Here is a 21,030-nt window from a genome sequence, read left to right as displayed (position 1 = left end):
TTGCTGAATGGCAGAAAGAGATCGACATGTAGCAGCTTTACTGTTGCAAAGTAAAGCAATAATCCTTGAACCCGCAAAACCCTTTACCTGGGCATCGGGATGGCTATCTCCCATCTATTGTGATAACCGGGTGACCCTCTCCTACCCGGAAATCAGAAACTTTGTGAAAGAGGCTTTCCGGACCAGTATACAGGACCATTTTGAAAGCCCGGATCTTATTGCCGGAGTGGCCACAGGAGCCATCGCCCAGGGGGCCCTGGTGGCAGATATCATGAATCTGCCTTTTGTTTATGTAAGGCCATCTGCCAAGGAACACGGCCGGCAAAACATGATCGAAGGGCGCATGCGGCCCGGGCAAAAGGTGGTCGTGGTGGAAGATCTTATAAGTACCGGGGGAAGTTCGCTCAAAGCGGTAGAAGCCCTGAGGCAGGCCGGGGCCAAGGTGCTGGGAATGGTGGCCATTTTCTCTTATGGATTTGAGTTGGCCATTGACAATTTTAAAAAGGCCAATGTGGAGCTGCATACCCTTACCAACTATCATATACTGATAGAAACAGCTCTGGCTTCGGGCGATATTCAAAAGGAGCAGGTAGAGATGTTACAGCAATGGAGAAAGAATCCTTCCTCCTGGAAAAGAGCTAAGAAAGAGAGCTAATATGAAAATAGAGAGTAGAATCGGGAAATCGACCTGCACGGATCAGCAAATCTATGCCTTTATCAGTAATTTTCACAATTTCAAGGAACTGCTGCCTGCCGATAAGGTATCCGCTTGGGAAGCTTCGGAGGAAAAGTGCAGCTTTCAGGTGGATCCCCTGGGTCGCACCGGGCTGATCATTGTGGAAAAGGATCCCTTTAAGCTGGTTAAAATGATCTCAGATCCGGAGTTCTCCACCTATCAGTTCCGCATTTGGATTCAGTTAAAAAAGGTTTCTGAGGAGGACACCAGGATAAAAATCACCATGGAACCAAAGGTCAATAAAATGCTGATGACCATGGTCAGGGTACCCTTGAAAAAACTTGCAGACGGACTGATTGACAAAATGGAAACATACGATTTTACAAGCTAATCACGATCCAGGTTCAGCTCAAAAATGATGGCACCGTGTCCGAAGGTCCGGATCTTTCCTCCGCTTTCAACCATCAGTTCTCCAAAATCGTTGACCCCCCTGATGATCCCCTCGAAACGATCTTCCCCGGATCTGAACACCGAAGGGGTACCCGCCAAAAACAGCCTCTCCGTATACTCCTTTTCAAGCCGGGCCGTAAAACCCTCCTTTAATGCATGGTACCGGTCCATTAAACGGTCCTCTACAAGCGCTCCTGTTCCGGCTACTTCTACCCGCTTACCGGTCTCCAGGCGCAGCGAGGTAGCCGGAACAGGAAATTCCGGAAATACGCTTTGATTCAGATTCAGACCTATACCTATAACCGAATGGGAGAGTTTCCCGCCTAAAATGCCATGTTCAATTAATATTCCAGCAATCTTTCCCTTTCTGGTTAGAATATCGTTGGGCCATTTGATCACGGCATCAACCCCCAGGGTCTCCAGCACATCACAGAGGGCCAGGGAGGCGACTCTGGATATATGAAACTGCCACTGTGCTGACAAAAATGCAGGAAAGAGCAGCAAGCTCATCAACAGGTTTTCGCCCCGTTCGCTTTGCCAGCTGTGCTCCCCCAATCCCCTCCCACCTTCCTGGTAATCAGCAGAAACGATGGTTCCTTCTTCGAGGGGCATATTTCTGATAGCTTCCAAAATGAAGGTATTGGTCGATGCAACACTGTCATGTTTGATCCAACGGCTTTTCATGGTACAATTTTTGACAAAGTAACTACTGCAAACAACAATTTAGCAAGAATTATGTAAACGGCTAAATTGATTACCTTTGTCAGCAAAAAGCCGGATGGAGCAAAGCGATGAATTACATGTGGAGAAGAAGAGGGAGTTGATACTCAATGCCATCATGGAAAAAAAAGGACATCAAATTGTTTCCATCGATCTTTCTGAAGTTGAAAACTCTATTTGCGACTGCTTTATCATATGTCACGGAGAATCGCATACGCAGGTGGGGGCCATCGTGGATTCTATCGAAAAGAAACTGAAAGAGGAGGCTAAAATCAGGGCTCATCATGTGGAAGGGCTCCAAAACAGCCAGTGGGTCCTTATGGACTACTTTGATATCCTGGTCCACGTTTTCCAGGAAGAATACAGATCATTCTTCAAGCTGGAGGAGTTGTGGGCAGATGGAAAAGTAACACGGGTGACGGAAAAAAGTTAAAAGAAGATTATGGCAGATAAAAAGAGTAATCCCGGAAATTTCCCGGGAGGCAACCTGGGTAACAGGCCGGGAAACAGTCCGGGAAACAGTCCCGGAGGCCCCGGAAAGCCCAAATTTAATTCATACTGGTTCATAGGGATCATTCTTCTGGCTATGATCGGTCTCCAGTTCCTGGGTTCCGGCAACAATTTAAAAGAGATTGATTCCAACCGCTTTTTCCAGGTACTGAAACAGGGGGATGTGGAGAAGATTGTCATTGTCAACAAAGAGAAGGTCGAGATCTATATCAAAGCGGAAAGGCTCAGCGACCCTCGTTACGATGATGTCAGATCCAACAAGTCAAACTCGATGCTAGGACAGCCTGTGCCTCAATACTACTTCACCATTATCAGCCAGGATGTATTTATGGAAGACCTGAACAGGGTCATGAACGAATTACCTGCCGAGGATCGCCCCGCCTATACCACTCTCACGCGCAGAAATTATATGGGTGAAATCATGCTGTGGGTAATCCCCTTCCTTCTGATTATGGGTATCTGGATTTACATGCTCCGCCGGATGGGCGGAGGAGGAGGTGCCGGTGGCGGAAATATTTTCAGCGTGGGAAAATCTAAAGCCCAGATATTTGATAAGGAGACAAGTGTAAAAGTTGATTTTCATGATGTTGCCGGCCTGGAAGAGGCCAAGGTAGAGATCCGGGAGATCGTGGAGTTTTTGAAGAATCCAAAAAAATATACGGAGCTTGGTGGAAAAATTCCCAAAGGCGCCCTGCTCGTAGGACCTCCGGGAACCGGAAAAACTCTGCTGGCCAAAGCAGTGGCCGGTGAGGCCAGTGTTCCGTTCTTTTCCATGTCGGGTTCCGATTTTGTGGAGATGTTCGTGGGAGTAGGAGCATCGAGGGTCAGAGACCTCTTCAAACAAGCCAAAGAAAAAGCCCCGTGCATCGTATTTATAGATGAGATTGATGCTGTGGGCCGCGCACGGGGAAGAAATCCTAATTTTGGCTCCAATGATGAGCGGGAAAACACATTGAACCAGCTACTTACAGAGATGGATGGCTTTGGGAGCAACAGCGGGGTCATTATCCTGGCCGCAACCAACAGGGCCGATGTGCTTGATAAGGCGCTGCTCAGGGCAGGACGATTCGACCGTCAGATACATGTTGAGCTACCCGATCTGAATGAACGCAGAGCCATATTTGAGGTACATGTTAAGCCCATCAAAGTGGATAAATCGGTGGATGTGTATTTTCTGGCCAAACAGACCCCCGGATTCTCGGGGGCAGATATTGCCAATGTTTGTAATGAATCGGCACTGATTGCTGCACGAAAAGATAAAAAGGCCGTAGACAAGCAGGATTTCCTGGATGCAGTGGACCGGATCATCGGTGGCCTGGAAAAGAAGAATAAAATAATCAAAGAGGAGGAGAAGAGAACCATTGCCTGGCATGAAGCCGGACACGCAACCATAAGCTGGCTTCTCGAACATGCCAATCCTCTTGTAAAGGTTACCATAATTCCCAGAGGAAGGGCCCTTGGAGCAGCCTGGTATTTGCCCGAAGAAAGGCAGATCACCACTACCGAGCAAATGCTGGATGAGATGTGCGCCACTCTTGGAGGAAGAGCTTCCGAGGCTCTGACCTTTTCCCGCATATCTACGGGTGCCCTCAATGATCTGGAACGAGTCACCAAGCAGGCCTATGCCATGATCTCGTATTTTGGCATGAGCGAGAAAATTGGAAACCGCAGTTTTTATGATTCAAGTGGACAGCAGGAATACTCATTTAATAAACCCTACAGTGAGAAGACGGCTGAAACCATTGATGAAGAGGTAAAAATCCTGATAGATAATCAATACCAGAGGGCCCTTTCCATTCTGCGAAAAAATAAGAAAGGCTTGCAGCAACTGGCAGAAATTTTACTGGAAAAAGAGGTGATCTTCAGCGACGACCTGGAACAAATTTTCGGGAAACGTCCCTGGATACGGCATGAAGAGCCTCCCAAGAAAAAAGAGGAGCTTCCAAAAAAGAAGAAGGAACTAGCTAAGAAGCCGGAAGAGAAGGAGAATGAGGCAGTAAAAAAGGATGACAGCGAATCTGAAAAGGCTTAGAAATGGAGGCCAGCATGGTTCATATCTTCTCCTCGGGTCAGCCCTACAAAGCGGAGTTGGTCAGGCAGATGCTGGCAGACCATAACATCCAGGCTTTTCTGGTAAACAAACAGGATTCTGCATATAAAATCGGAGTGGTTGAGCTCTATGTGAATCGCGACGACGTGATCAGGGCCAAGAAGCTAATCCAGGAATTTGACTACAATTGAAAGAACTGCTATTACGAATTCTCACCGGAGTCATCCTGATCGCCCTGATGGCTGGCTCCATTCTGCTTGGACCGGTCACGTTTTCCTCGGTCCTCCTGCTTGTTTATCTCCTCGGGGTAAAAGAGCTTTTCGGACTTCTTCATAAAAGAGGCCTGTCGGTCAGTTGGTTCCGGGCAATCCCCGGAGCTCTGCTAATAATCATCGTCTACAGCGTATTTCAATACCAGCTCAGCCTGCTCTGGCTCATTCTGCCTCCGGCCCTATGGCTGTTAACTGCCCTCCGGGGAGGGATTACCCTGTCCGGCACACTGGCTTTCCTCTGGCTGGCCATTCCTATTTCGAGTTTTTCGGCACTAGGGTGGATGGAGAAGGAGCCCGGATTTCAATATGATCTGCCGCTCTTTCTGATTGCCATGGTTTGGATCAATGACACCTTTGCCTATGTTGCCGGATCCCTGCTGGGCCGTCATAAAATGACCCCGGTGCTCTCCCCGGGAAAAACCTGGGAGGGATTTACAGGGGGTGCGCTTATTACCCTTTTGAGCGGATGGCTCATCTGGCACTTTACGGGTCTATCATCTCTCTGGGCCTGGCTTGGAATCGCTTTGCTGGTAAGCACTCTTGGTCTGGCCGGAGACCTTTTTGAATCGGGACTGAAAAGGACTGTGAAAGTGAAAAATGCCGGAGGCTTGTTACCTGGACACGGGGGGATTCTTGACCGCTTCGATTCTCTTTTGTTTGTGGCTCCCGGGGCTTTAATCCTGATCATTCTTTTCAAACTTATACAATGATCAGGATACACCGCGAAGGAAGATGGCTTGTTTCTATCACCATCCTGGTACTGCTGGCACTGCTTAGCCTAACGGCCCTCTATCTCCCTGACCAGCTAAACTACCTGAGCGTTGTTATCTCATTGATTGTGCTAATTCTGATTCTCCGCTTTTTCCGTGTTCCTTCCAGAAGGCCTTATATGGATGAACGTACCATCACCGCTCCCGCTGATGGAAAAGTTGTGGTTATCGAAAAGATGGAACAGGATGAGTATCTGAATGGTTTTTGTACGCAGGTTTCCATTTTCATGAGCATTCATGATGTGCACATCAATTACTTTCCTGTAAGCGGAAATATTTCCTATCAAAAATACCACCCCGGGCGCTACCTGGTGGCCAGACATCCAAAATCATCCACATTAAACGAAAGAAGCTCGGTAGGTATTGTAAGTCCTTACGGGCGGATCCTGGTCCGGCAGGTGGCTGGTTATGTAGCCCGCAGGATCCGCTGCTACGCCACTGAAGGAGAGCTTGCCAGCCAGGGAAGTGAGATGGGCTTTATCAAGTTTGGCTCCCGGCTGGACCTGTTTCTGCCCCTGGATGCCCAGATCCAGGTGAAAACGGGTCAGCGGGTTACCGGTGGTGTCACTCCAATTGCCACCTTCAAATAAAAGAGCTGGAACTCTTTTTTAACATTGTCTTAACAACATCTCCTTCGTTCATCCTCTATATTGCACTCCAGAAACCGATTTAAAAATTTATAGATTATGAAAAAGACATTAGCCATTTTAGCACTTGCACTTTTTATTGGTGGCATAGCAGCTCCAGCCATAGCTTCTAACAATAGCAACCTTATTCTGATTTCTCTTCAGGATGAAGATCCCAAGAAAAAAGCTAAGACTGAGAAATCTGCGGAAGCAACTAAAAGTGCTGATTGCTCCTCTGAAACAAAATCGGCAGGCAGCGACGCAAAAAAATCAGAAAGCACGAAAAAATCAGATTGCTCCAAATAATGGATGTGATCTCCACGATCTAAGGTCCGTTACATTCAGATTGTGAGTTTTCAGTAGCTGTTCCGTTCCGGCGGAACAGCTTTTTTTATCTATATTTGCAGCCTAAACGGAGCATTTAATGGATAATACAAAAATTCTGCAGCTAAGTGAGAATGTGAACTGGATTGGTGTTCTGGATCAGGACATTGTTACCTTCGACATCGTCATGGAAACCAAATTCGGAACCACCTACAATTCCTACTTTATTGAGGCAGAAAAAAAAGCACTCATTGATACAGTCAAGGAAAAATACTGGCCGGAATTTAAGAATAAACTGCTTTCCCTAACTGATCCTGCAGAGATCAAATACATTGTATGCAATCATACTGAACCCGACCATTCCGGCTCCCTGATACACCTCCTCGATCTGGCCCCTGAGGCTATCGTGGTGGGAAGCGGACAAGCACTGACCTACCTGGGCGAAATGTTGAACCGCCCGTTTAATGCCCTGAAAGTGAAAGATGGAGATGTGATTGATCTGGGCAATAAGAAGCTCCGGGTCATTGGTGCACCCAACCTGCACTGGCCCGACACCATATACACCTACCTGGAAGAAGATGGCTTGCTCTTCACCTGTGACTCCTTCGGAGCTCACTTTGCTCACGAACAAATGTTTGATGACCTGGTGGGAGACTATAACGATGCCTTTGATTACTACTTTGATGTGATCCTGAAACCCTATAGCAAGTTTATGCTGAAAGCCATTGAGAAAATAAAACTGCTTCCGGTGGATATGATCTGTCCGGGCCATGGCCCCATCCTCCGGTCCGGCTGGAAAGAGAGGATAGACCGTTCATTCAGGCTTGCCAGCAAATACCTGGAAGAATCCAATAAAAGCAACCGGGTACTGGTTGCCTATATATCAGCCTACGGATATACCGGGGAGATGGCAAAGCTGGTGGTCTCCGGGCTGAAGACAGCAGAAAATATCGAGGTCGACCTCGTTGATATTGAAAATATCCTCCTGGGAGATCTGGAGGAACATGTGGTAAAAGCTCATGCGATCATCGTAGGTTCGCCAACCATAAACCAGAACACCCTGTTGCCCGTTTACAAGCTTTTCTCAGTAATTAATCCCATACGCGATAAAGGCAAATATGCTGCTGTTTTTGGTTCATTTGGATGGAGCGGGGAAGCAGTTAAACTGATCGAGGACCATCTGAAAAACCTGAAATTGAAAGTTGTGGGCGAAGGCCAGACCGCAAGGTTTCTTCCCAGCAGTCAGGAAGCTGACAAACTGGTCCATTTTGGGAAGGAGTTTGCAAATGCTCTTCTTCAGGAGCAGTAATCAGTGTACATGCACCAGCTTCCCCTGTCCTGACAGGGCCCCGGATTCGATCCAGCGCAACAGGTATATGCCTGGAGCAAGGTCCTTGAACTCCAGTTTATAAATGGAATACCCGGGAGAAAGCACAGTCGTCATCACCGTTCTTCCCTGGAGGTCAGCAATCTGTAACTGACCTTCCTGACCTATCTCCCTCCCGAAATTAACATATGCAAATCCATTTGCCGGATTTGGATATACAGCAAGCTTCTCCTCAGCTATCTCTCTGTTTTCCAATCCGGTTGCCGGGTCATACTCCAGCCGGGCCGACTGAAGGATCAGATTCTGGTCCCTGTCCGTGACAAAGGCCACCAGGACCAGGTCTTCCACGTCCTCCACAAAGGAAGGATAGTCCCAGCTGAAATCCTGGCTTTTCGAAACACCACTTCCCCATTCATTACCAAGTAACTTACCACTGGCCGATGGAAGGATATCGAGCACGACATTCCGGAAGGAGGTGGTCTGGTTGGCGCCGGAATAGGCAGTGACCAGCTTTTCAAGGACTACCACATAAAGCTGAACATTGGAGTCAAAAGTATTCGATTTACAGCTGACATCTACACTGCCTGACAGACGGTTCCACTGAAACTCTGCCGTCAGCTCCATATCAAAGGGTGAGATATCCAGTGAGGATGCCTTCAGGACCTCTCCGGTAGGTTGTTCAGATGGATCTGAGAAATCGTAGCGATTTTCCGGTTCAGAGCCCCCGTTTAACACCGCATAGGGAACCGATGGAACACCATAGTTGAAGGATCGGACCGAAGGAGGGACCGGGTTGTTCATATTCATGGGGTCGTAACCCGGATAATCCATGTGGTACTGAAGATCGATGACCAGGTTTGCATGGTCCTCTGCAAACTGTTCCACGACAATATCAGCGGCAATGGCCTCACTGGAGGAAGAATTGGTAAAATGTTCCAGGATGGAGTTTCTGTTCTGTTCCCCCAGGTAGAAATTATCAAATGCAAAACCCTGATTTCCCATCGATAGCCTGCCTCCTGTGCCAAGCGCTATGCGGAATTTTACATAGGGCACATCGGCAAGAACATCCATCGCATAGCCTGCACGCACCCAATCTTCATCGGGTTCAAAACTTAGAAGACTCCATCCGATGCTGCTTCCGCCGGGTTCGTTGAATATTCCGTAACTATTAAACCAGTTGATCCCTCCATCCACAACACCCAGGTTTTTCCATCCCTCACTCACCTGGTACTGGTATTGCATAACCGCACCATCTGTACCCGGCACAAAACTCTTCATGATATCCAGCTGTACCAGCGGGATGGAGAGTGCCGAAAGGTCAAAACAGGGGCTCTCGATCCAGGAGTTCTCCAAATAAGCGGCAACGGCAGGTAAGCCCGTATACCAGGCCAGATCTCCGGCTACCGGATTAAACCCGGAGAAATCAGGCTCACCAAGTATCCAGCTCTCCAGGTCATCCTCTGAATCAATAAGCCAGTCTGCAGGCCCGTCATCAAAGGTTTCCAGGTAGCCTTCGGTGCCCAGGGTATAAATGGGTTTCAGGGAAATAGTCTTTGTAACAGAACCCGAACAACCCAGATTATTTTCTACATCCAGGCTTATCCGGTACTCATTCAGAGAGGTAAAGGGAAAACGAATGGTGTCGTCCGGGTTCGTACTGGCAATCTGCCCCAGTACTCCGCCACTGGTGGTCCTGAAGGTCCAGAGTAAATCATTAATGGTGGCAAAGGGGGATTCTGAACGATCCAGGAATGAGGTATGCTCCCCCCGGATAAAACAATCTGTGATCCAGGTAAAATCCACAATGGGTTGATCCGAAAAGACCACATTCCGGGTCCGGTTGGCTATACAGCCATCATAAGTCTCTGCCGACAAAGTGACACTCCAGGTACCGGGCCTGGGATAAAAATGATCCGGATTTTCCTCATTGCTGTTATTATCAGGCCCGCTATCGGGATCTCCAAAATTCCAGCCCCAGCTTTCCACCGCATATTTACCTGAGCTTGTGTTATCAAACTGAATGAGGCCTCCGGTAGATGGAATGCAGGAAGAAGTTGCAGAGAAAGTGAGTTCAGGAACAAAGCTGTTGTAAATAGAGATGCTGCTTAGAACGCTGCATCCCAGTGAGGAGTTATATAAAAGGCTGATCTGTATCCATCCTTCCGATACCTGCGAGCTGGCCGGATTGTAGAAGTAACCTGTACTCTGGTTCCCGGAGACACCCGGCCCTGAGAAAGTGTAAGTGGCACCCGGATCAGACAGACTCGGTACAGGAACAAGCGGATAGGGGGAATCATTTTTACAGACCCGCTCCGGCAAACTCTGAATCTCAATATTGTCCAGGAGTGTCACCGTAAAATTACTGGAGACACTCATGGTCACCTCTCCAAGCAGATAAGAATACCGGACACGGTATTCTCCATCCAGTCCAACAGGATCGAGAACAGCCATATCGTCGGTCAGATCCGTATCGCTTATATGTCCCGAAACAGGGCTTCCGCCGCTAGTAAAGAGAGCAAAAGTGCCTGGAATACCATCCGGATTAGTACCAATAAACTGATAGCTGCCTGCAATTTCACATATCAGGTCAGTAAGCACTCCATTCCGTTCCAGATGAACGCTTGTCTGAGCCCAGATCAAGCCATTTGTCATGAACAGCATCAGTGACAACGGAAGGAACAACAAGTCCCTCATCTGGTTTAATTTCTTTTTTTCATGTGCCATTATATATCACCCGTTGCACTGGTTTTCAATAGAGAGATATTACTGCCCCCTCCATAATTATTGGTGCCCAGCAGAACAAACCCACCATCCTTGGTAAGTTCAATATCCCGGCCTGTCTGGGTCCCGGAGGATCCGTAGGAAACTCCCTCTTCTGCCTGGTAGGAGGAGGAGAAAAACTGCAGCAGGATTTCGCTGTTGTTCCCTATCTGCCTGGTCCCGGCAATGGCTAGCTTCCCGGAGGCTGTCTCAACCAGCCTCTGCCCTTTATAGTCCGTGCCTGGCGCTGAAATGCTTGCAAGAAGTGATGAATTTGTTATTAGCAGACCATTGGTCTCAATCCCATAAAGCACCAGTTCACTATGTCCTGTTCCGTTCTCCCGGTTTCCCAGGACAAGAAATTCCTCAGGGCCCTCTTCGATAATACACATGCCGTACTCATTAAAATCACCTGAGATGTTTTTAGCTATCGGACTCAGTTCATCATCGAAGCTCAGGATCTGTATCCCTGTTCCAGCACTGTTCTTTTTGTCATAGGTACAGACACAGAGATAGAATTCTCCGGTATTCAACAGGAAGGAAGCAGCGGAATTCTCGGCATAAGGATTGCTGTAGTTCAAGCCCAGCCTGATGGAATCACCCTCTTCAGTAAGCCCCATAATCAGAATATCCGATTTCCCTTCATGAATTTTGTGCCCTGCCAGCAGATATCCCGAGCTGATCCTTTTTACGGAATGATCCACCAGTTCATCATCAGCCGATCCATAACTTCTTTGCCAGATCTCGTCCCCGGTAGCTGAGGCTCTAACCAAAAAAACATCCTTCTGCACTTCCTCTGAACCCGCCACCGGACGCTCCACGAATCCGGTAATAAAAAAACCATCTGATCCATTCTCAAGTGCGATCAGGGACGTGCCTCCGGTCTCCAGCCCCTCCTCAACAAAATACTTTGGAAAACCGCTTCGAACATTGCCATAGGAATCGGTGACGATCAGGATCATTCTTTTTCCAAATGTTGGACTCGATTCGGTGCCGCAGATGGCGTATCCGCCATCTGCCAGCACTTCCACATCTCCCGCCTGATCGACCAGGTAGTTCCCGTAAAACTTGATGAAACTATCAGCCTGCTCCGGTGAGATCTCCCTTTCACAGGAGAGGAGAAGAGCTGTCAGCAGTATGAAAATGAAGCTGTATTTAAGCATATCTTATTTCTATTCCTTTGTAAGATCCCAACAAATCCCTGCCCATATGGATAGCTGAAAAACCCGGAAATCGCTATCCACATGATAAAGCACCCAGGTAAGGTCGTTGTCTGGATAACGGTAAGTGTCCCGGTTCGACCGAAAGATATCAGAGCTTAAGCTTGCCTCCGCGTAAATAAAGGCCTTATTCAGCGGTATCCTGACACCACCGCCAAGCAATAAATTCAGACTGAAGGGCTTTCTGGATTCCGTAATTTCTACTCTTTCTACAGACAGATCATCCCGGGTACTTTCAAAAGTTCTGGTACCCTTGCCCGAAGCAAGCAAAAGGAAGCCAGGTTCCGCCCCCCCCCTGAGATAATAGCATATCCTCATATCTTCAGGGTTAAACTTATAGATCACCGAAAGAGGCATTAACAGCTGGTGTTGTGCCTCCTCATAGCGGTAGGAGGTGAAAGACATGGGGGTAGCTGAATAACTGAAGCGGGACAGGCTGTAAAGCAAACCCACAGAGGCTTCCAGTTTGGGCTTAAGAATCAGGTTGCCAGTTGCTCCAAGCTGTAAACCAGGCAACAATCCAAAATGACTTTCATCACCGGCCGGATTTCCAACACTGAATCCCTCCGCAGTCATCGGCAGGCTCATTGGAATTCCAAAAGTGAATCCCACCGAATTCCCATAACCTGCCCCTTTGGTGATGACTCTGCGCTTCAGGAGCCCTTTGTCAGCATTATCTTCTTCGGAGAGTTCAGCATCCCCCGGAACAACATCCGGATCAATCCCCTGTGCTCTCAAATGAGAGTCCAGCAGAAAAACAAATCCCTGGGAATCTGAATTCGCGGCCCTGTAGTCAGGGAATTCAAGCACGAAATGGTCCATCAGACTGTCAGCTTCATCAGAAAGATAATCAAACAGATAGGAGTTGATGACGAGTTTGTAGGCCTCTTTTTTTGCTTCACCGCTGAGACCGTTGGTTCGAATACATTCCAGTAATAACTCGGGAACCAGTTCCACCATTCCGGCCTCATAAGCCTCTCTGCCATCCTCAAGCAGGTAGATACAATCGACCAGATCCTGTGCCATGATCGTATGCAGACCCAGAATCAGCAAGAAGAAAATGACTATCCTTTTTGGCATATCCATATTCGTATTAATCTCATCTCGGACAGGTCTCTTCATAAGGCATATCTATCCCAAAAAACCGGTTCCACTCCTCCCGGGTCAGATTTCTGCCAAGCAAGGAACAAAAGCCTTCTGCCATCTGCTCAGGTTTTGAGGGCCTGCCAACCATCCGGGGATAGGCAACGCTTCCGCTGTAAAAGTAACTGCCGTTCCGGTTAAAGCACAGAGAGAGAATAAACCCATTATTTTCCGTAAATACCACAGGCGGAACATCCCAATCGGAAGCGTTCCACATATATACATTCCCGTCATGTGAAGCGGCCACCAACAGGCTGCCATCGGGACTGAATTCCAGAGCGGATATCCTGGCGCCTGGTCCGAACAGGTTGGCCAGGTTCCTCCTGCCATCACCGGATAAAACCTTTACCGAACCATCCAGCATTCCGGCAGCCAGGAAGCGCTCTCCCGGACTGTAGGACAGTGCTCTGACCTGATTGCGTCCAAAACTATTGACCTGCTCCAGAGTAGTTGTATCTCTTACATCCATGGTATAGAGCCGGCCCGTGGCTGTTGCAAAAGCCGCCGTGGAACCACTCCCTGAAGTGACCAGTGCAAGGGGCCTGGTACTTAATGTCACCAGCGTGGAAGGGGTGAAACTGCTGTAATCCCACTTCAGTATTTTATTGCTGGTCCCGGCAGATAAAAAACTACCGCTGCGTCCCAGGTTTTCAATAAAAAGAACCACGTACCCCTGCTCTATATTCGTGTGAATCAGTTCGCCCCGGTTATCCAATTCAATAAACAACAATCCTCCCCCATTGGTGCCAACTGCGGCAATCCGCTCATCAGGGCTTATTCCCAGGCATTCATTGTTGTATCCCGTCCCGGCCAGGTTGATCTGTGCTGCCCGGTTAGCGATATTCCCCGATAGTATTTTAATATCTCCATCACTACTTGCTGCCAGAATGCTTCCGGATCGGTTTAGCCACTCCATGGCCTTAATGGAATTTCGCAGATTCGGATAAATGTTATAAGCCGGTGAAATCAGTTTCTTCATGGATTCGTACAGACCTTTGTAAATATCCGGGTCAAAGGAATCCCCGCTATGTCTTTTGTTCAGCAGGTAGGCCTGATAGGCAACCAGACCCTGGAGATCGGGGTTTCTGGTAAGGCTGACACTCTGGTAAGCGGCATCTTTAGCGATGGATATGATGAGTTCCCCCATCCTGTCTGCTGCGGATGCCGGTTCCGTTTCCTCCTCCATGATCACCCCGGCGTTCTCCCCGGCGGTCTCTCCGGAGGTCTCTCCGGTCTCGGCCTGCCCACCAGGGATCTCCCGGGGACCGGCAGGAACTATAACAATCTCCGTGCCAGGCTCTTCAGAGTGTGTCCGGATGCCGTCCTGCTCATTCACCCGGTCCGGGCCCTGATCCTCCCTCGGTCCCGGGCCCTCCTCTCCGGTTTCACGGATATCATCCATAACAGGGCCCTGCTCTCCCTGGGATATGGAGGGGGATTGCTCCATCACAACCCGGACCTGCTGATCGGTTTCAGCAGGCCTTTTCTGAGAAATATAAACCATCAGGGCAATTGCTGTCGCAAGCACCAAACTACCGGCAATGATGGAACGGTTCAGAATATGCTTCCTGCGTTTAAGGATGATTTTTCGCTTTTCGTTCCAGAGATACTCTTCTTCACTGGTATTCAGGAACACCATGGCCCTTTCATAGGCGGGATCAAACTGAATCCCCCATGCGGGGTTTGGTTTCTGTTCTCTCTCCCAGTCAATCGCCTTCTGCAATTCATCAGCAACCAGCAGAGCCCCCATATCGCGCTGATAGGACGCTGATGCCTGAGAAAGATACAGATACATCCTGATGGATTCATCCTCCTCCTCCACCCATTGGTGAAGTCTGTCCCATATATTTATCAGGGATTCATGCGGCAGCTCAATCCTGGTTTCGGAGGACATGGTCTCCGATAACTTGTTGCTGAGAAAAGGGTGCCCTGCCTTTTCAAAAATGTCCACTACCTCCAGAATGCGATCCACGCTGCACTTAGCGATCCGGGCAATACTGCCAAGGCTTGTCCTCCGGCTGAAGACCTCCTGCCTGCCCGTTTTATAGGCGATGGTCTTAAATATCCTTTCACAAATCTCTTTCTGGTAGAATTCCATTGAATGGTATATATTCTCCAGATCCCTGCTCAGTCCGCCACGAATGGTACCTCCGGCCTGGTAGTCATCCAGTGTCAGAGGCTGGTCGGCCTTGCCACGTTTTTTCCATTGCACCCAGGTTTGCTTCAAAGCATTCTGCAGCAGGGGAAGCTGAGGTTCCACATCTTCCAGTTCGTTCAGCAGATAATCCTCGAAGCCACTCTCCGCCTCTATGGACGCCACATGGAGCGGCTCCAGAATAGCCTCTTTCAGGTTATCCCGGCTCATTCGGGGAAGCAGGTATTTGCTTTTGTTCAGATGCTCGGTCAACCCTCTGAAACTGGAACAATAATCCAGAAATTCGGATCTGATCGAGAGCATCAGAAAGATTCTGGGTTCCTCCTCATCCACCATTCTCATCAGGTGATTGATGAACTGCTGTGCATCCGGACTTTTTCCGCTTCTTCTTTTTTTACCTATAGAAGGCCAGGTAAAAAGCTCTTCGAACTGATCCACCACAAGAAGATAATGGTAATTACCCAGGTCTTTCTCAATGAGAAAATTACCCAGACTTTGCGAATCATTGAGAAAAGAGTGTACGTCTGACTCTGATATCTTCCTGGAAAAAATCTTTTGAACTCCCCTGATCAGGCTCTCCATGGGTCGTTTCCCGGGCCTGATATAAATGGGAACCCACTCCTCTTTCATATCGGAAAGAAGCACCGGTATTATTCCTGACTGTATCAGAGAGGTCTTTCCCGAGGCAGAGGCACCAACCATGGCCACAAATCTTTTTTTGAGAAGAACTTTGAGCACCTGTGACACAGGCTCATCCCTGCCAAAAAAGAATTGATCTTCGGCTGAAAAAAAAGGCCGACTGCCCGGAAAAGGATTTCTCTGTAACACCCCGGTATTTATCATGGAGGGTTCACCCATAAACTAGTTTCAATAATCGCTTCGCCAATTCCTGAAACAACTTCTAAGAAGTCTGGTTCAGGAAACTACAAAAAATATGCAACAGACTTCTTTCGTCAAACAAAAGTTCAACAAAATCCTTTCGATCTATCAGAAAGGCCTCGCATGCTCCTATGGTACCAAGATAACGAATCTGCTCCAAAATTTCGGGCTGATGAGCCGCAATTATTGCAATTCCATTTGAAAGGGTGGTAAATTCTTCCGCAGATACCGATCTGGCAAGAATTACAGAGTCTGTACCGGCAGACCACTCATCCGTAAATGGTCTTGCTATGGAGACAAGTTTAAATAAAGAATTAACTCCAACATGGAGGAATAAGGTCCAGGATGTCAGTCTCATCGTAGTATCCAGGTACCAGCGGACCATGTCTTCGTGGCCCGGAAAACTATTATCAGGAAAATCCAGCCTTTCGGTCAGCAGGTCATATTGTTCCGGATTATTTTTGCGTAACAGCCAGGCTGCAATCTCCCTGATCCTCGGATTGGGATGAAATCCCTGAGCGATGATTTGTTGTTCATCAAAAAACCGGGGCTCATTTCCCATCCTCTCAAGTACACTTATTTTAATGAAATCGCCTATCTGAGCCCCGCTGCGGTTCAGAATTCGCTTCAGTAACATATCCACCGGGAAAACATCAATGGGATATAGGTCCTTCAACTTGTCCAGCTTCTCCCTCACTGATACATCATGGAAATAGGAAACCAGAACCGTTTTCAGGGGCTCCCGTACCAGCAATTCCAGTAACTCGATGGCCATCTGACGATCATCAGACTGCCTGTCCAGCAAACTGATTTTAATTCTGCGCACCGAGCTTCGGTCATAAATCATAGTAAGCAGCATCAGGATCAATTCGTTGAGCTCCCAAAGCTCCAGATCAATCACCCGGGACAGACAACCTCCGGGATCATCGGTTCGAACAGAAATTCTGGCAGCCATGATCCAGGTCCCCGCCTGGATCATCCGTAATATGGCATTCTGAATCTGTGCCTCCTGGATAACTGTCGCCTCAAAATTATTGGTATACAAGCCCTGCACAACAGAATGAAATATTTCGCGGTGCTGATACTCCAGCTTCTGCAGCAAGAGTTGTATGGCTCGCTTTCCGCCAATAGCCGAAACAACAGAAACAATGCGGGTTTGCATACGAATATCCGCTTCCGGCTTGTAAAAGGCCATTTCCAGTTCATCCAGAACATTCTCGCCCTGTTTCACCAGTGTGGACCAGGCGGTCTTATAGTGCAGCGGATCGATGAGCAAATCAATTATTTTATCAGCATTTCCCCCCAGGTCAAGCCAGCCGGCTGCAGAAATTGCTACCCCCCGGGTATCCGGGTCCCTGTCCCTGAAAAGGGAAATGACCTCGGGCAGATGCTTTTGATCCTTTGACTCAGCCACGTAATAAAGGGCCGCCATAAGCTCATGGCTCTCCCCTGACCGAAATACCTCACCTATGGAGTTATCAGGCTGACTCTCTACTTTATTGAATTTATTAAGACGCTCCCTGATAAAAGCTTCCTGCAGTCCCAGCTTTGATTTCAGCTTGCGTTTTTTCAGTTGCCTGATCCGCTCCTTTATATCCGGTTCTCTTTCATTTACAAACATTTGACTTATAGTAATATCGGTCAGGCCTGGAGATGATTTTGAAATATGATCCCAGATCACCCTGCGCACCATGGCATTGGCATGGGACAGTAAAGCGAGCTGACGCTCTCTGGATACAAAATGAAAAAAATAAGGGTTGAATTCTATCAGTTCCAGGGAGAAGCGGGAGTTTCCCACATCGTATTGTCCAATCTGCGCCAGACTCTGTTCATAGGGGTCCGTGATTCGTTCCGATTCAAGATTAAGCTTCAGCAACCTGCGATAACTTCTGTAGAGCGACAAACCCACCAAAAACCAGGTCAGCAACAGGACAAATAAAATGTAGGTCACATGGTATAACTCTACGAAACGAAGCATCACAAACAGGGAGAGAAATAGTCCGGCTGTGAACACTCCAATCTGACTGAAAACCCCTTCAATACCCGACTGAACATTCTCTCTCTCTCTTCGGTCGAGGGAATGGTAAATCAGGTTCATGGAAGGATTCTCCAGGGCTACCTTCATAGAGCGGCTGAAAAGATAGGAAAATACAATCAGGAGGAAGTAAGAGGCAAAATGCCCGGTACTGCTTCCATAACCATAACTTTCCCCGAATATAGCAGCAGGAATTGTCAGGAAGAGCAATAAGACTGGCATTAGCGACAGGGTCATCCTGATCCCGGATTTGCTTTTGATCCAGTTGAACAGGAACCGCTTCATGAACCAGGCCAGTAACACACCGACCCCAAAGAATAACCCCAGGAACTCAAGTAGTTGGATCCCTCCGAAAAAACGGTCCTGGGCCACAGACAAAAATTGATAGTAGAGCAATACAGATATGGCCACCCCGATAATCACAAAAGTTGCCATCAGGGCCGTATACCTGTGGGAGAACAACCTGATGGGCCCTGCACTGCCGCTCTTGTTTCTGTAAATTCCGCCCTGTTGCCCCGGACGTGACAACAGGTACATCTGGGCCCCGCTGGCAATAACCAGGCTTCCCATGCCCGCGTAAAGAATCTGATAAATCCTGATTCCCGCGGAGACCAGAACAGGAGTGGCAAAAAGGGAGATAGCCATTCCCCCCACCAGGGTTGCTTCGATCAGTCCGCTTAACTGCTTCCCCCTGCTGGAAGAGAGCCTTCCTTTGACCGTGGTCCAGAATCCCAGTAGTGTAATCAGGATGAGAGGCCCGGCAAATACAAAGGTGGCAAAATCAAAGTAATCCCTTTCTATCAGATGAAGCCCCCCCAGTAAAACTGCACTTGCAATAAGTACCACCACCAGGTTCAGGATACCAAAGGCACGCAATTTGAGCTGCTTGCTGAAATATCCGTAAATGGCCGCGATTAAAACTCCTGCCAGACCAGATGCCATCAGTGCAAAAGGGACACGTTCAGCACCATAAGCTTCCACAAATACGGTATTTGCTTCCAGCTCCAGTACCCCTACGAAAATCCCTGTACAAAAGGCCTGTATGAGCAATGCGGCAATCATGGGCCGGTCGCCCTGGGCAATTTGCAATAATTTACCTAAGCGGGTCCACATACGGTATACAATTAAGCGAATAAATAAATACCATGGCATATAAGAAATGAACAGCCTGCTCCAGGATTTTTCGGTAACAAAGAAGGGCCTTTACAAAAGTAAGAGGCCGCACCTTTCGATACAGCCTCCTGTGACCCTGACAAGGAAAGGGCTTTGGATATCTGGAGTCCCTAATTAAAGTTTATCTCCAGGTTTGCGATAGTCTTGGGATTATATGGTGAAAGATCGACAATACGCTCCATCAATGGGAGGAACTGCTCTCCAGGAGCTTCCCCTCCCTGAATGAAACCATGGCTGTTGAAAAAACCGGGGGCTTCGGTATTGGTCAGCCAGGCATTAAGAATCTCTTCACTGGCATGGGGCCAAATGTTTTTGACCTCATTGTAAAGAACATTATAAATGGAAAACTCTTCCAGCAAGATATCACGTCCCTCTGCATCCAGGCTACTCAGTGGCAGACCAAGCTCAGCAACTGCGGCATCATCCACTTTCGATCCGGAAGCTGCAAAAGCCCAGTTATAACCCACCTTTTCCGTCAGGAATTTGGCATTGGGGTGACTGGAATTCCCGTAGACATCCACAAAGTCGCCATTCTGTCCCACAAACATCTTCATACCGTCCATGGCAAAGGGTGCCAGCAGAGGATCGATGGAAGGCATACCGGCAATGGAGACAATCATATGATGCTCATAACCAAGTTCACCTGCCCCGCTGTAATCGATCCGGAACATGGTCCTGGCCATCTCTCTTTCCAGAGTACGATCCAGGTTATATGGCTTGATAATGCTGATGCCTTCTTTGGGATTTTTGTTCCAGAAGATCTGCATGCCTTTCCCGCCATCAGCTTCACCTTCCGATTCTGCATCACTTATGGTAAGTCCGTACTCCCAGGTGCGTCCGTCAAATTCGGGACCTTCAACCACCACCAGGTTCTTAATACGGCCATCATCCTCACTCTCATAAGTGACCGTCTTAACCTGGTCAATATTGTACCTGCGAATACCGTAGATCATATGCCTCACCATGCGGGCAGCATGATCGCCGGTGTGAATAAAAAACCTCAGATGGCCGTAGATCTCTCTTCCCTTCAGAGTGTCCACCACAGGGGCCCCTTTCAAAGCAGATAGATCCTCCAGCAGTGCATCAGGTATTTCCACGGTGAGCTGCCCGGGAAGAATACTGTTTTCATCCTCCGTTCCGGGGCCGTTGAATGTGTTTTCACAGGCAGTGATAAAAAGCGCCCCTGCCAGAAGAACTGCAAACGAATAAAAAGATAACTTTTTCATGATCTCAGATTTTAATGAAAATTTATAATTGGGTTTTGTGTTCCCTTTTACTGTCACCTGTTACACACCCGAAACACCCTTTTACCCCCATCTGGTTCTGGATTATTTTCATTTTCTTTGTAAAAAACCTATTATAGGAAGGTAACAAGCGTTTTCACAGGACTTTGCCCGCCAGGATATTTTATGATGGTCTAAAAAAACTGGACAGAAAATTAATAACTTTAAAATTTCTGTCATATGAGAAAGTCAAGAAGAACATTTACGGCTGATTTTAAGGCCAAGGTTGCTATTGAAGCAATAAAGGAGACTAAGACAATATCTGAACTCGCACAGCTTTATCAGGTACATCCGAATTTAATCACGCAATGGAAGAAAGATTTTTTAACCAATGCAGGAAAGGTATTCAGCTCGGCCATGGATGAGTCTACTGAGGTCAAGAAGCTTAAGAAGGAAAATGAGGATTTGATTCATCAGATAGGACAACTATCGGTAGATCTTAACTGGTTAAAAAAAAGGTTCTATGATCCCACTGGATACCCGCCGGCAGATGGTCGAACGAGAAGAAGGAGCAATGAGTATATGCTATCAATGTGAACTTTTGGGTATTCCCAGAAGCTCGCTCTATTATACGCCAACGAAAGCCAGCAACAAAGACCTTCAGATCATGGAAGAGTTGGATAGGCTTTACCTTGAAGATCCTACACGAGGAACTAG

The 21,030-nt window shown here is 47.9% G+C and carries 17 protein-coding genes; 10 read left to right on the top strand and 7 right to left on the bottom strand.

What is annotated here, in order from left to right:
• The first annotated feature begins 7 nt into the window (after positions 1-7).
• Both pyrE and P1P86_08205 read left to right on the top strand, forming a co-directional pair.
• The gene (gene pyrE, locus P1P86_08210; protein ID MDF1575155.1) at positions 8-655 is read left to right on the top strand and encodes an orotate phosphoribosyltransferase; all 648 of its coding nucleotides are present in this window, start codon (positions 8-10) and stop codon (positions 653-655) included.
• Position 656: 1 nt separating this feature from the next.
• Positions 657-1,067 carry a hypothetical protein gene (locus P1P86_08205; protein ID MDF1575154.1) on the top strand — a complete coding sequence of 137 codons (411 nt, stop codon included), beginning with the start codon at positions 657-659 and terminating at the stop codon, positions 1,065-1,067.
• Here P1P86_08205 and P1P86_08200 read toward each other — a convergent pair.
• Positions 1,064-1,810, bottom strand: a complete 747-nt coding sequence (locus tag P1P86_08200) for a biotin--[acetyl-CoA-carboxylase] ligase (protein MDF1575153.1) — start codon at positions 1,808-1,810, stop codon at positions 1,064-1,066. The genes P1P86_08205 and P1P86_08200 overlap by 4 nt on opposite strands.
• Positions 1,811-1,886: 76 nt before the next feature.
• Between P1P86_08200 and rsfS the strand changes: the two genes are divergently transcribed.
• The 7 genes from rsfS to P1P86_08165 all read left to right on the top strand — a co-directional run bounded on the left by rsfS (position 1,887) and on the right by P1P86_08165 (position 7,707).
• On the top strand, positions 1,887-2,279 hold the full coding sequence (rsfS, locus tag P1P86_08195) for a ribosome silencing factor (protein MDF1575152.1): 393 nt from the start codon (positions 1,887-1,889) through the stop codon (positions 2,277-2,279).
• 9 nt (positions 2,280-2,288) lie between these two features.
• Positions 2,289-4,388 carry an ATP-dependent zinc metalloprotease FtsH gene (ftsH, locus tag P1P86_08190; protein ID MDF1575151.1) on the top strand — a complete coding sequence of 700 codons (2,100 nt, stop codon included), beginning with the start codon at positions 2,289-2,291 and terminating at the stop codon, positions 4,386-4,388.
• 2 nt (positions 4,389-4,390) lie between these two features.
• Positions 4,391-4,597, top strand: coding sequence for a DUF2007 domain-containing protein (locus P1P86_08185; protein MDF1575150.1), 207 nt, complete (start codon positions 4,391-4,393; stop codon positions 4,595-4,597).
• Positions 4,594-5,388, top strand: coding sequence for a phosphatidate cytidylyltransferase (locus P1P86_08180; protein ID MDF1575149.1), 795 nt, complete (start codon positions 4,594-4,596; stop codon positions 5,386-5,388). Before P1P86_08185 ends, P1P86_08180 begins: the two co-directional genes overlap by 4 nt.
• Positions 5,385-6,038, top strand: coding sequence for a phosphatidylserine decarboxylase family protein (locus P1P86_08175; GenBank protein ID MDF1575148.1), 654 nt, complete (start codon positions 5,385-5,387; stop codon positions 6,036-6,038). The genes P1P86_08180 and P1P86_08175 overlap by 4 nt, the downstream gene beginning before the upstream one ends.
• A gap of 96 nt (positions 6,039-6,134) precedes the next feature.
• On the top strand, positions 6,135-6,380 hold the full coding sequence (locus P1P86_08170) for a hypothetical protein (protein ID MDF1575147.1): 246 nt from the start codon (positions 6,135-6,137) through the stop codon (positions 6,378-6,380).
• Between the two features lie 118 nt (positions 6,381-6,498).
• Positions 6,499-7,707, top strand: coding sequence for an FprA family A-type flavoprotein (locus P1P86_08165; protein ID MDF1575146.1), 1,209 nt, complete (start codon positions 6,499-6,501; stop codon positions 7,705-7,707).
• On the opposite strand, the gene P1P86_08160 is transcribed toward P1P86_08165, so the two are convergent.
• From P1P86_08160 to P1P86_08135, 6 genes are all read right to left on the bottom strand, one after another.
• Positions 7,708-10,419 carry a PKD domain-containing protein gene (locus tag P1P86_08160; GenBank protein MDF1575145.1) on the bottom strand — a complete coding sequence of 904 codons (2,712 nt, stop codon included), beginning with the start codon at positions 10,417-10,419 and terminating at the stop codon, positions 7,708-7,710.
• Positions 10,420-10,448: 29 nt separating this feature from the next.
• Positions 10,449-11,648 (bottom strand): hypothetical protein, encoded by a 1,200-nt coding sequence (locus P1P86_08155; GenBank protein ID MDF1575144.1) that lies wholly within the window; start codon positions 11,646-11,648, stop codon positions 10,449-10,451.
• 9 nt (positions 11,649-11,657) lie between these two features.
• Complete coding sequence (locus P1P86_08150) at positions 11,658-12,785, bottom strand: outer membrane beta-barrel protein (protein MDF1575143.1); 1,128 nt, start codon at positions 12,783-12,785, stop codon at positions 11,658-11,660.
• Positions 12,786-12,804: 19 nt separating this feature from the next.
• A complete protein-coding gene (locus tag P1P86_08145; protein ID MDF1575142.1) occupies positions 12,805-15,705 on the bottom strand; it encodes a hypothetical protein in 2,901 nt (966 codons plus the stop codon).
• 199 nt (positions 15,706-15,904) lie between these two features.
• Complete coding sequence (locus P1P86_08140) at positions 15,905-19,030, bottom strand: hypothetical protein (protein MDF1575141.1); 3,126 nt, start codon at positions 19,028-19,030, stop codon at positions 15,905-15,907.
• A 170-nt stretch (positions 19,031-19,200) separates the two neighbouring features.
• On the bottom strand, positions 19,201-20,316 hold the full coding sequence (locus P1P86_08135) for a hypothetical protein (GenBank protein MDF1575140.1): 1,116 nt from the start codon (positions 20,314-20,316) through the stop codon (positions 19,201-19,203).
• A 237-nt stretch (positions 20,317-20,553) separates the two neighbouring features.
• Between P1P86_08135 and P1P86_08130 the strand changes: the two genes are divergently transcribed.
• A complete protein-coding gene (locus P1P86_08130; GenBank protein MDF1575139.1) occupies positions 20,554-20,910 on the top strand; it encodes a transposase in 357 nt (118 codons plus the stop codon).
• Positions 20,911-21,030: the final 120 nt, after the last annotated feature.

Source organism: Bacteroidales bacterium (genome assembly GCA_029210725.1).
Classification (GTDB): Bacteria; Bacteroidota; Bacteroidia; order Bacteroidales.
The sequence above is the reverse complement of the archived record's forward strand: the minus strand, read 5'-3'. Positions and strand labels throughout refer to the sequence as shown.

Coding starts and splice junctions, on each gene's coding strand:
- P1P86_08175 (MDF1575148.1), top strand. CDS start 5,385: ATGATCAGGATACACCGCGAAGGAAGATGGCTTGTTTCTATCACCATC.
- pyrE (MDF1575155.1), top strand. CDS start 8: ATGGCAGAAAGAGATCGACATGTAGCAGCTTTACTGTTGCAAAGTAAA.
- P1P86_08165 (MDF1575146.1), top strand. CDS start 6,499: ATGGATAATACAAAAATTCTGCAGCTAAGTGAGAATGTGAACTGGATT.
- P1P86_08155 (MDF1575144.1), bottom strand. CDS start 11,648: ATGCTTAAATACAGCTTCATTTTCATACTGCTGACAGCTCTTCTCCTC.
- P1P86_08145 (MDF1575142.1), bottom strand. CDS start 15,705: ATGGTTGGTGCCTCTGCCTCGGGAAAGACCTCTCTGATACAGTCAGGA.
- P1P86_08130 (MDF1575139.1), top strand. CDS start 20,554: ATGAGAAAGTCAAGAAGAACATTTACGGCTGATTTTAAGGCCAAGGTT.
- ftsH (MDF1575151.1), top strand. CDS start 2,289: ATGGCAGATAAAAAGAGTAATCCCGGAAATTTCCCGGGAGGCAACCTG.
- P1P86_08205 (MDF1575154.1), top strand. CDS start 657: ATGAAAATAGAGAGTAGAATCGGGAAATCGACCTGCACGGATCAGCAA.
- P1P86_08170 (MDF1575147.1), top strand. CDS start 6,135: ATGAAAAAGACATTAGCCATTTTAGCACTTGCACTTTTTATTGGTGGC.
- P1P86_08200 (MDF1575153.1), bottom strand. CDS start 1,810: ATGAAAAGCCGTTGGATCAAACATGACAGTGTTGCATCGACCAATACC.
- P1P86_08150 (MDF1575143.1), bottom strand. CDS start 12,785: ATGCCAAAAAGGATAGTCATTTTCTTCTTGCTGATTCTGGGTCTGCAT.
- P1P86_08135 (MDF1575140.1), bottom strand. CDS start 20,316: ATGAAAAAGTTATCTTTTTATTCGTTTGCAGTTCTTCTGGCAGGGGCG.
- P1P86_08140 (MDF1575141.1), bottom strand. CDS start 19,030: ATGTGGACCCGCTTAGGTAAATTATTGCAAATTGCCCAGGGCGACCGG.
- P1P86_08160 (MDF1575145.1), bottom strand. CDS start 10,419: ATGAGGGACTTGTTGTTCCTTCCGTTGTCACTGATGCTGTTCATGACA.
- P1P86_08185 (MDF1575150.1), top strand. CDS start 4,391: ATGGAGGCCAGCATGGTTCATATCTTCTCCTCGGGTCAGCCCTACAAA.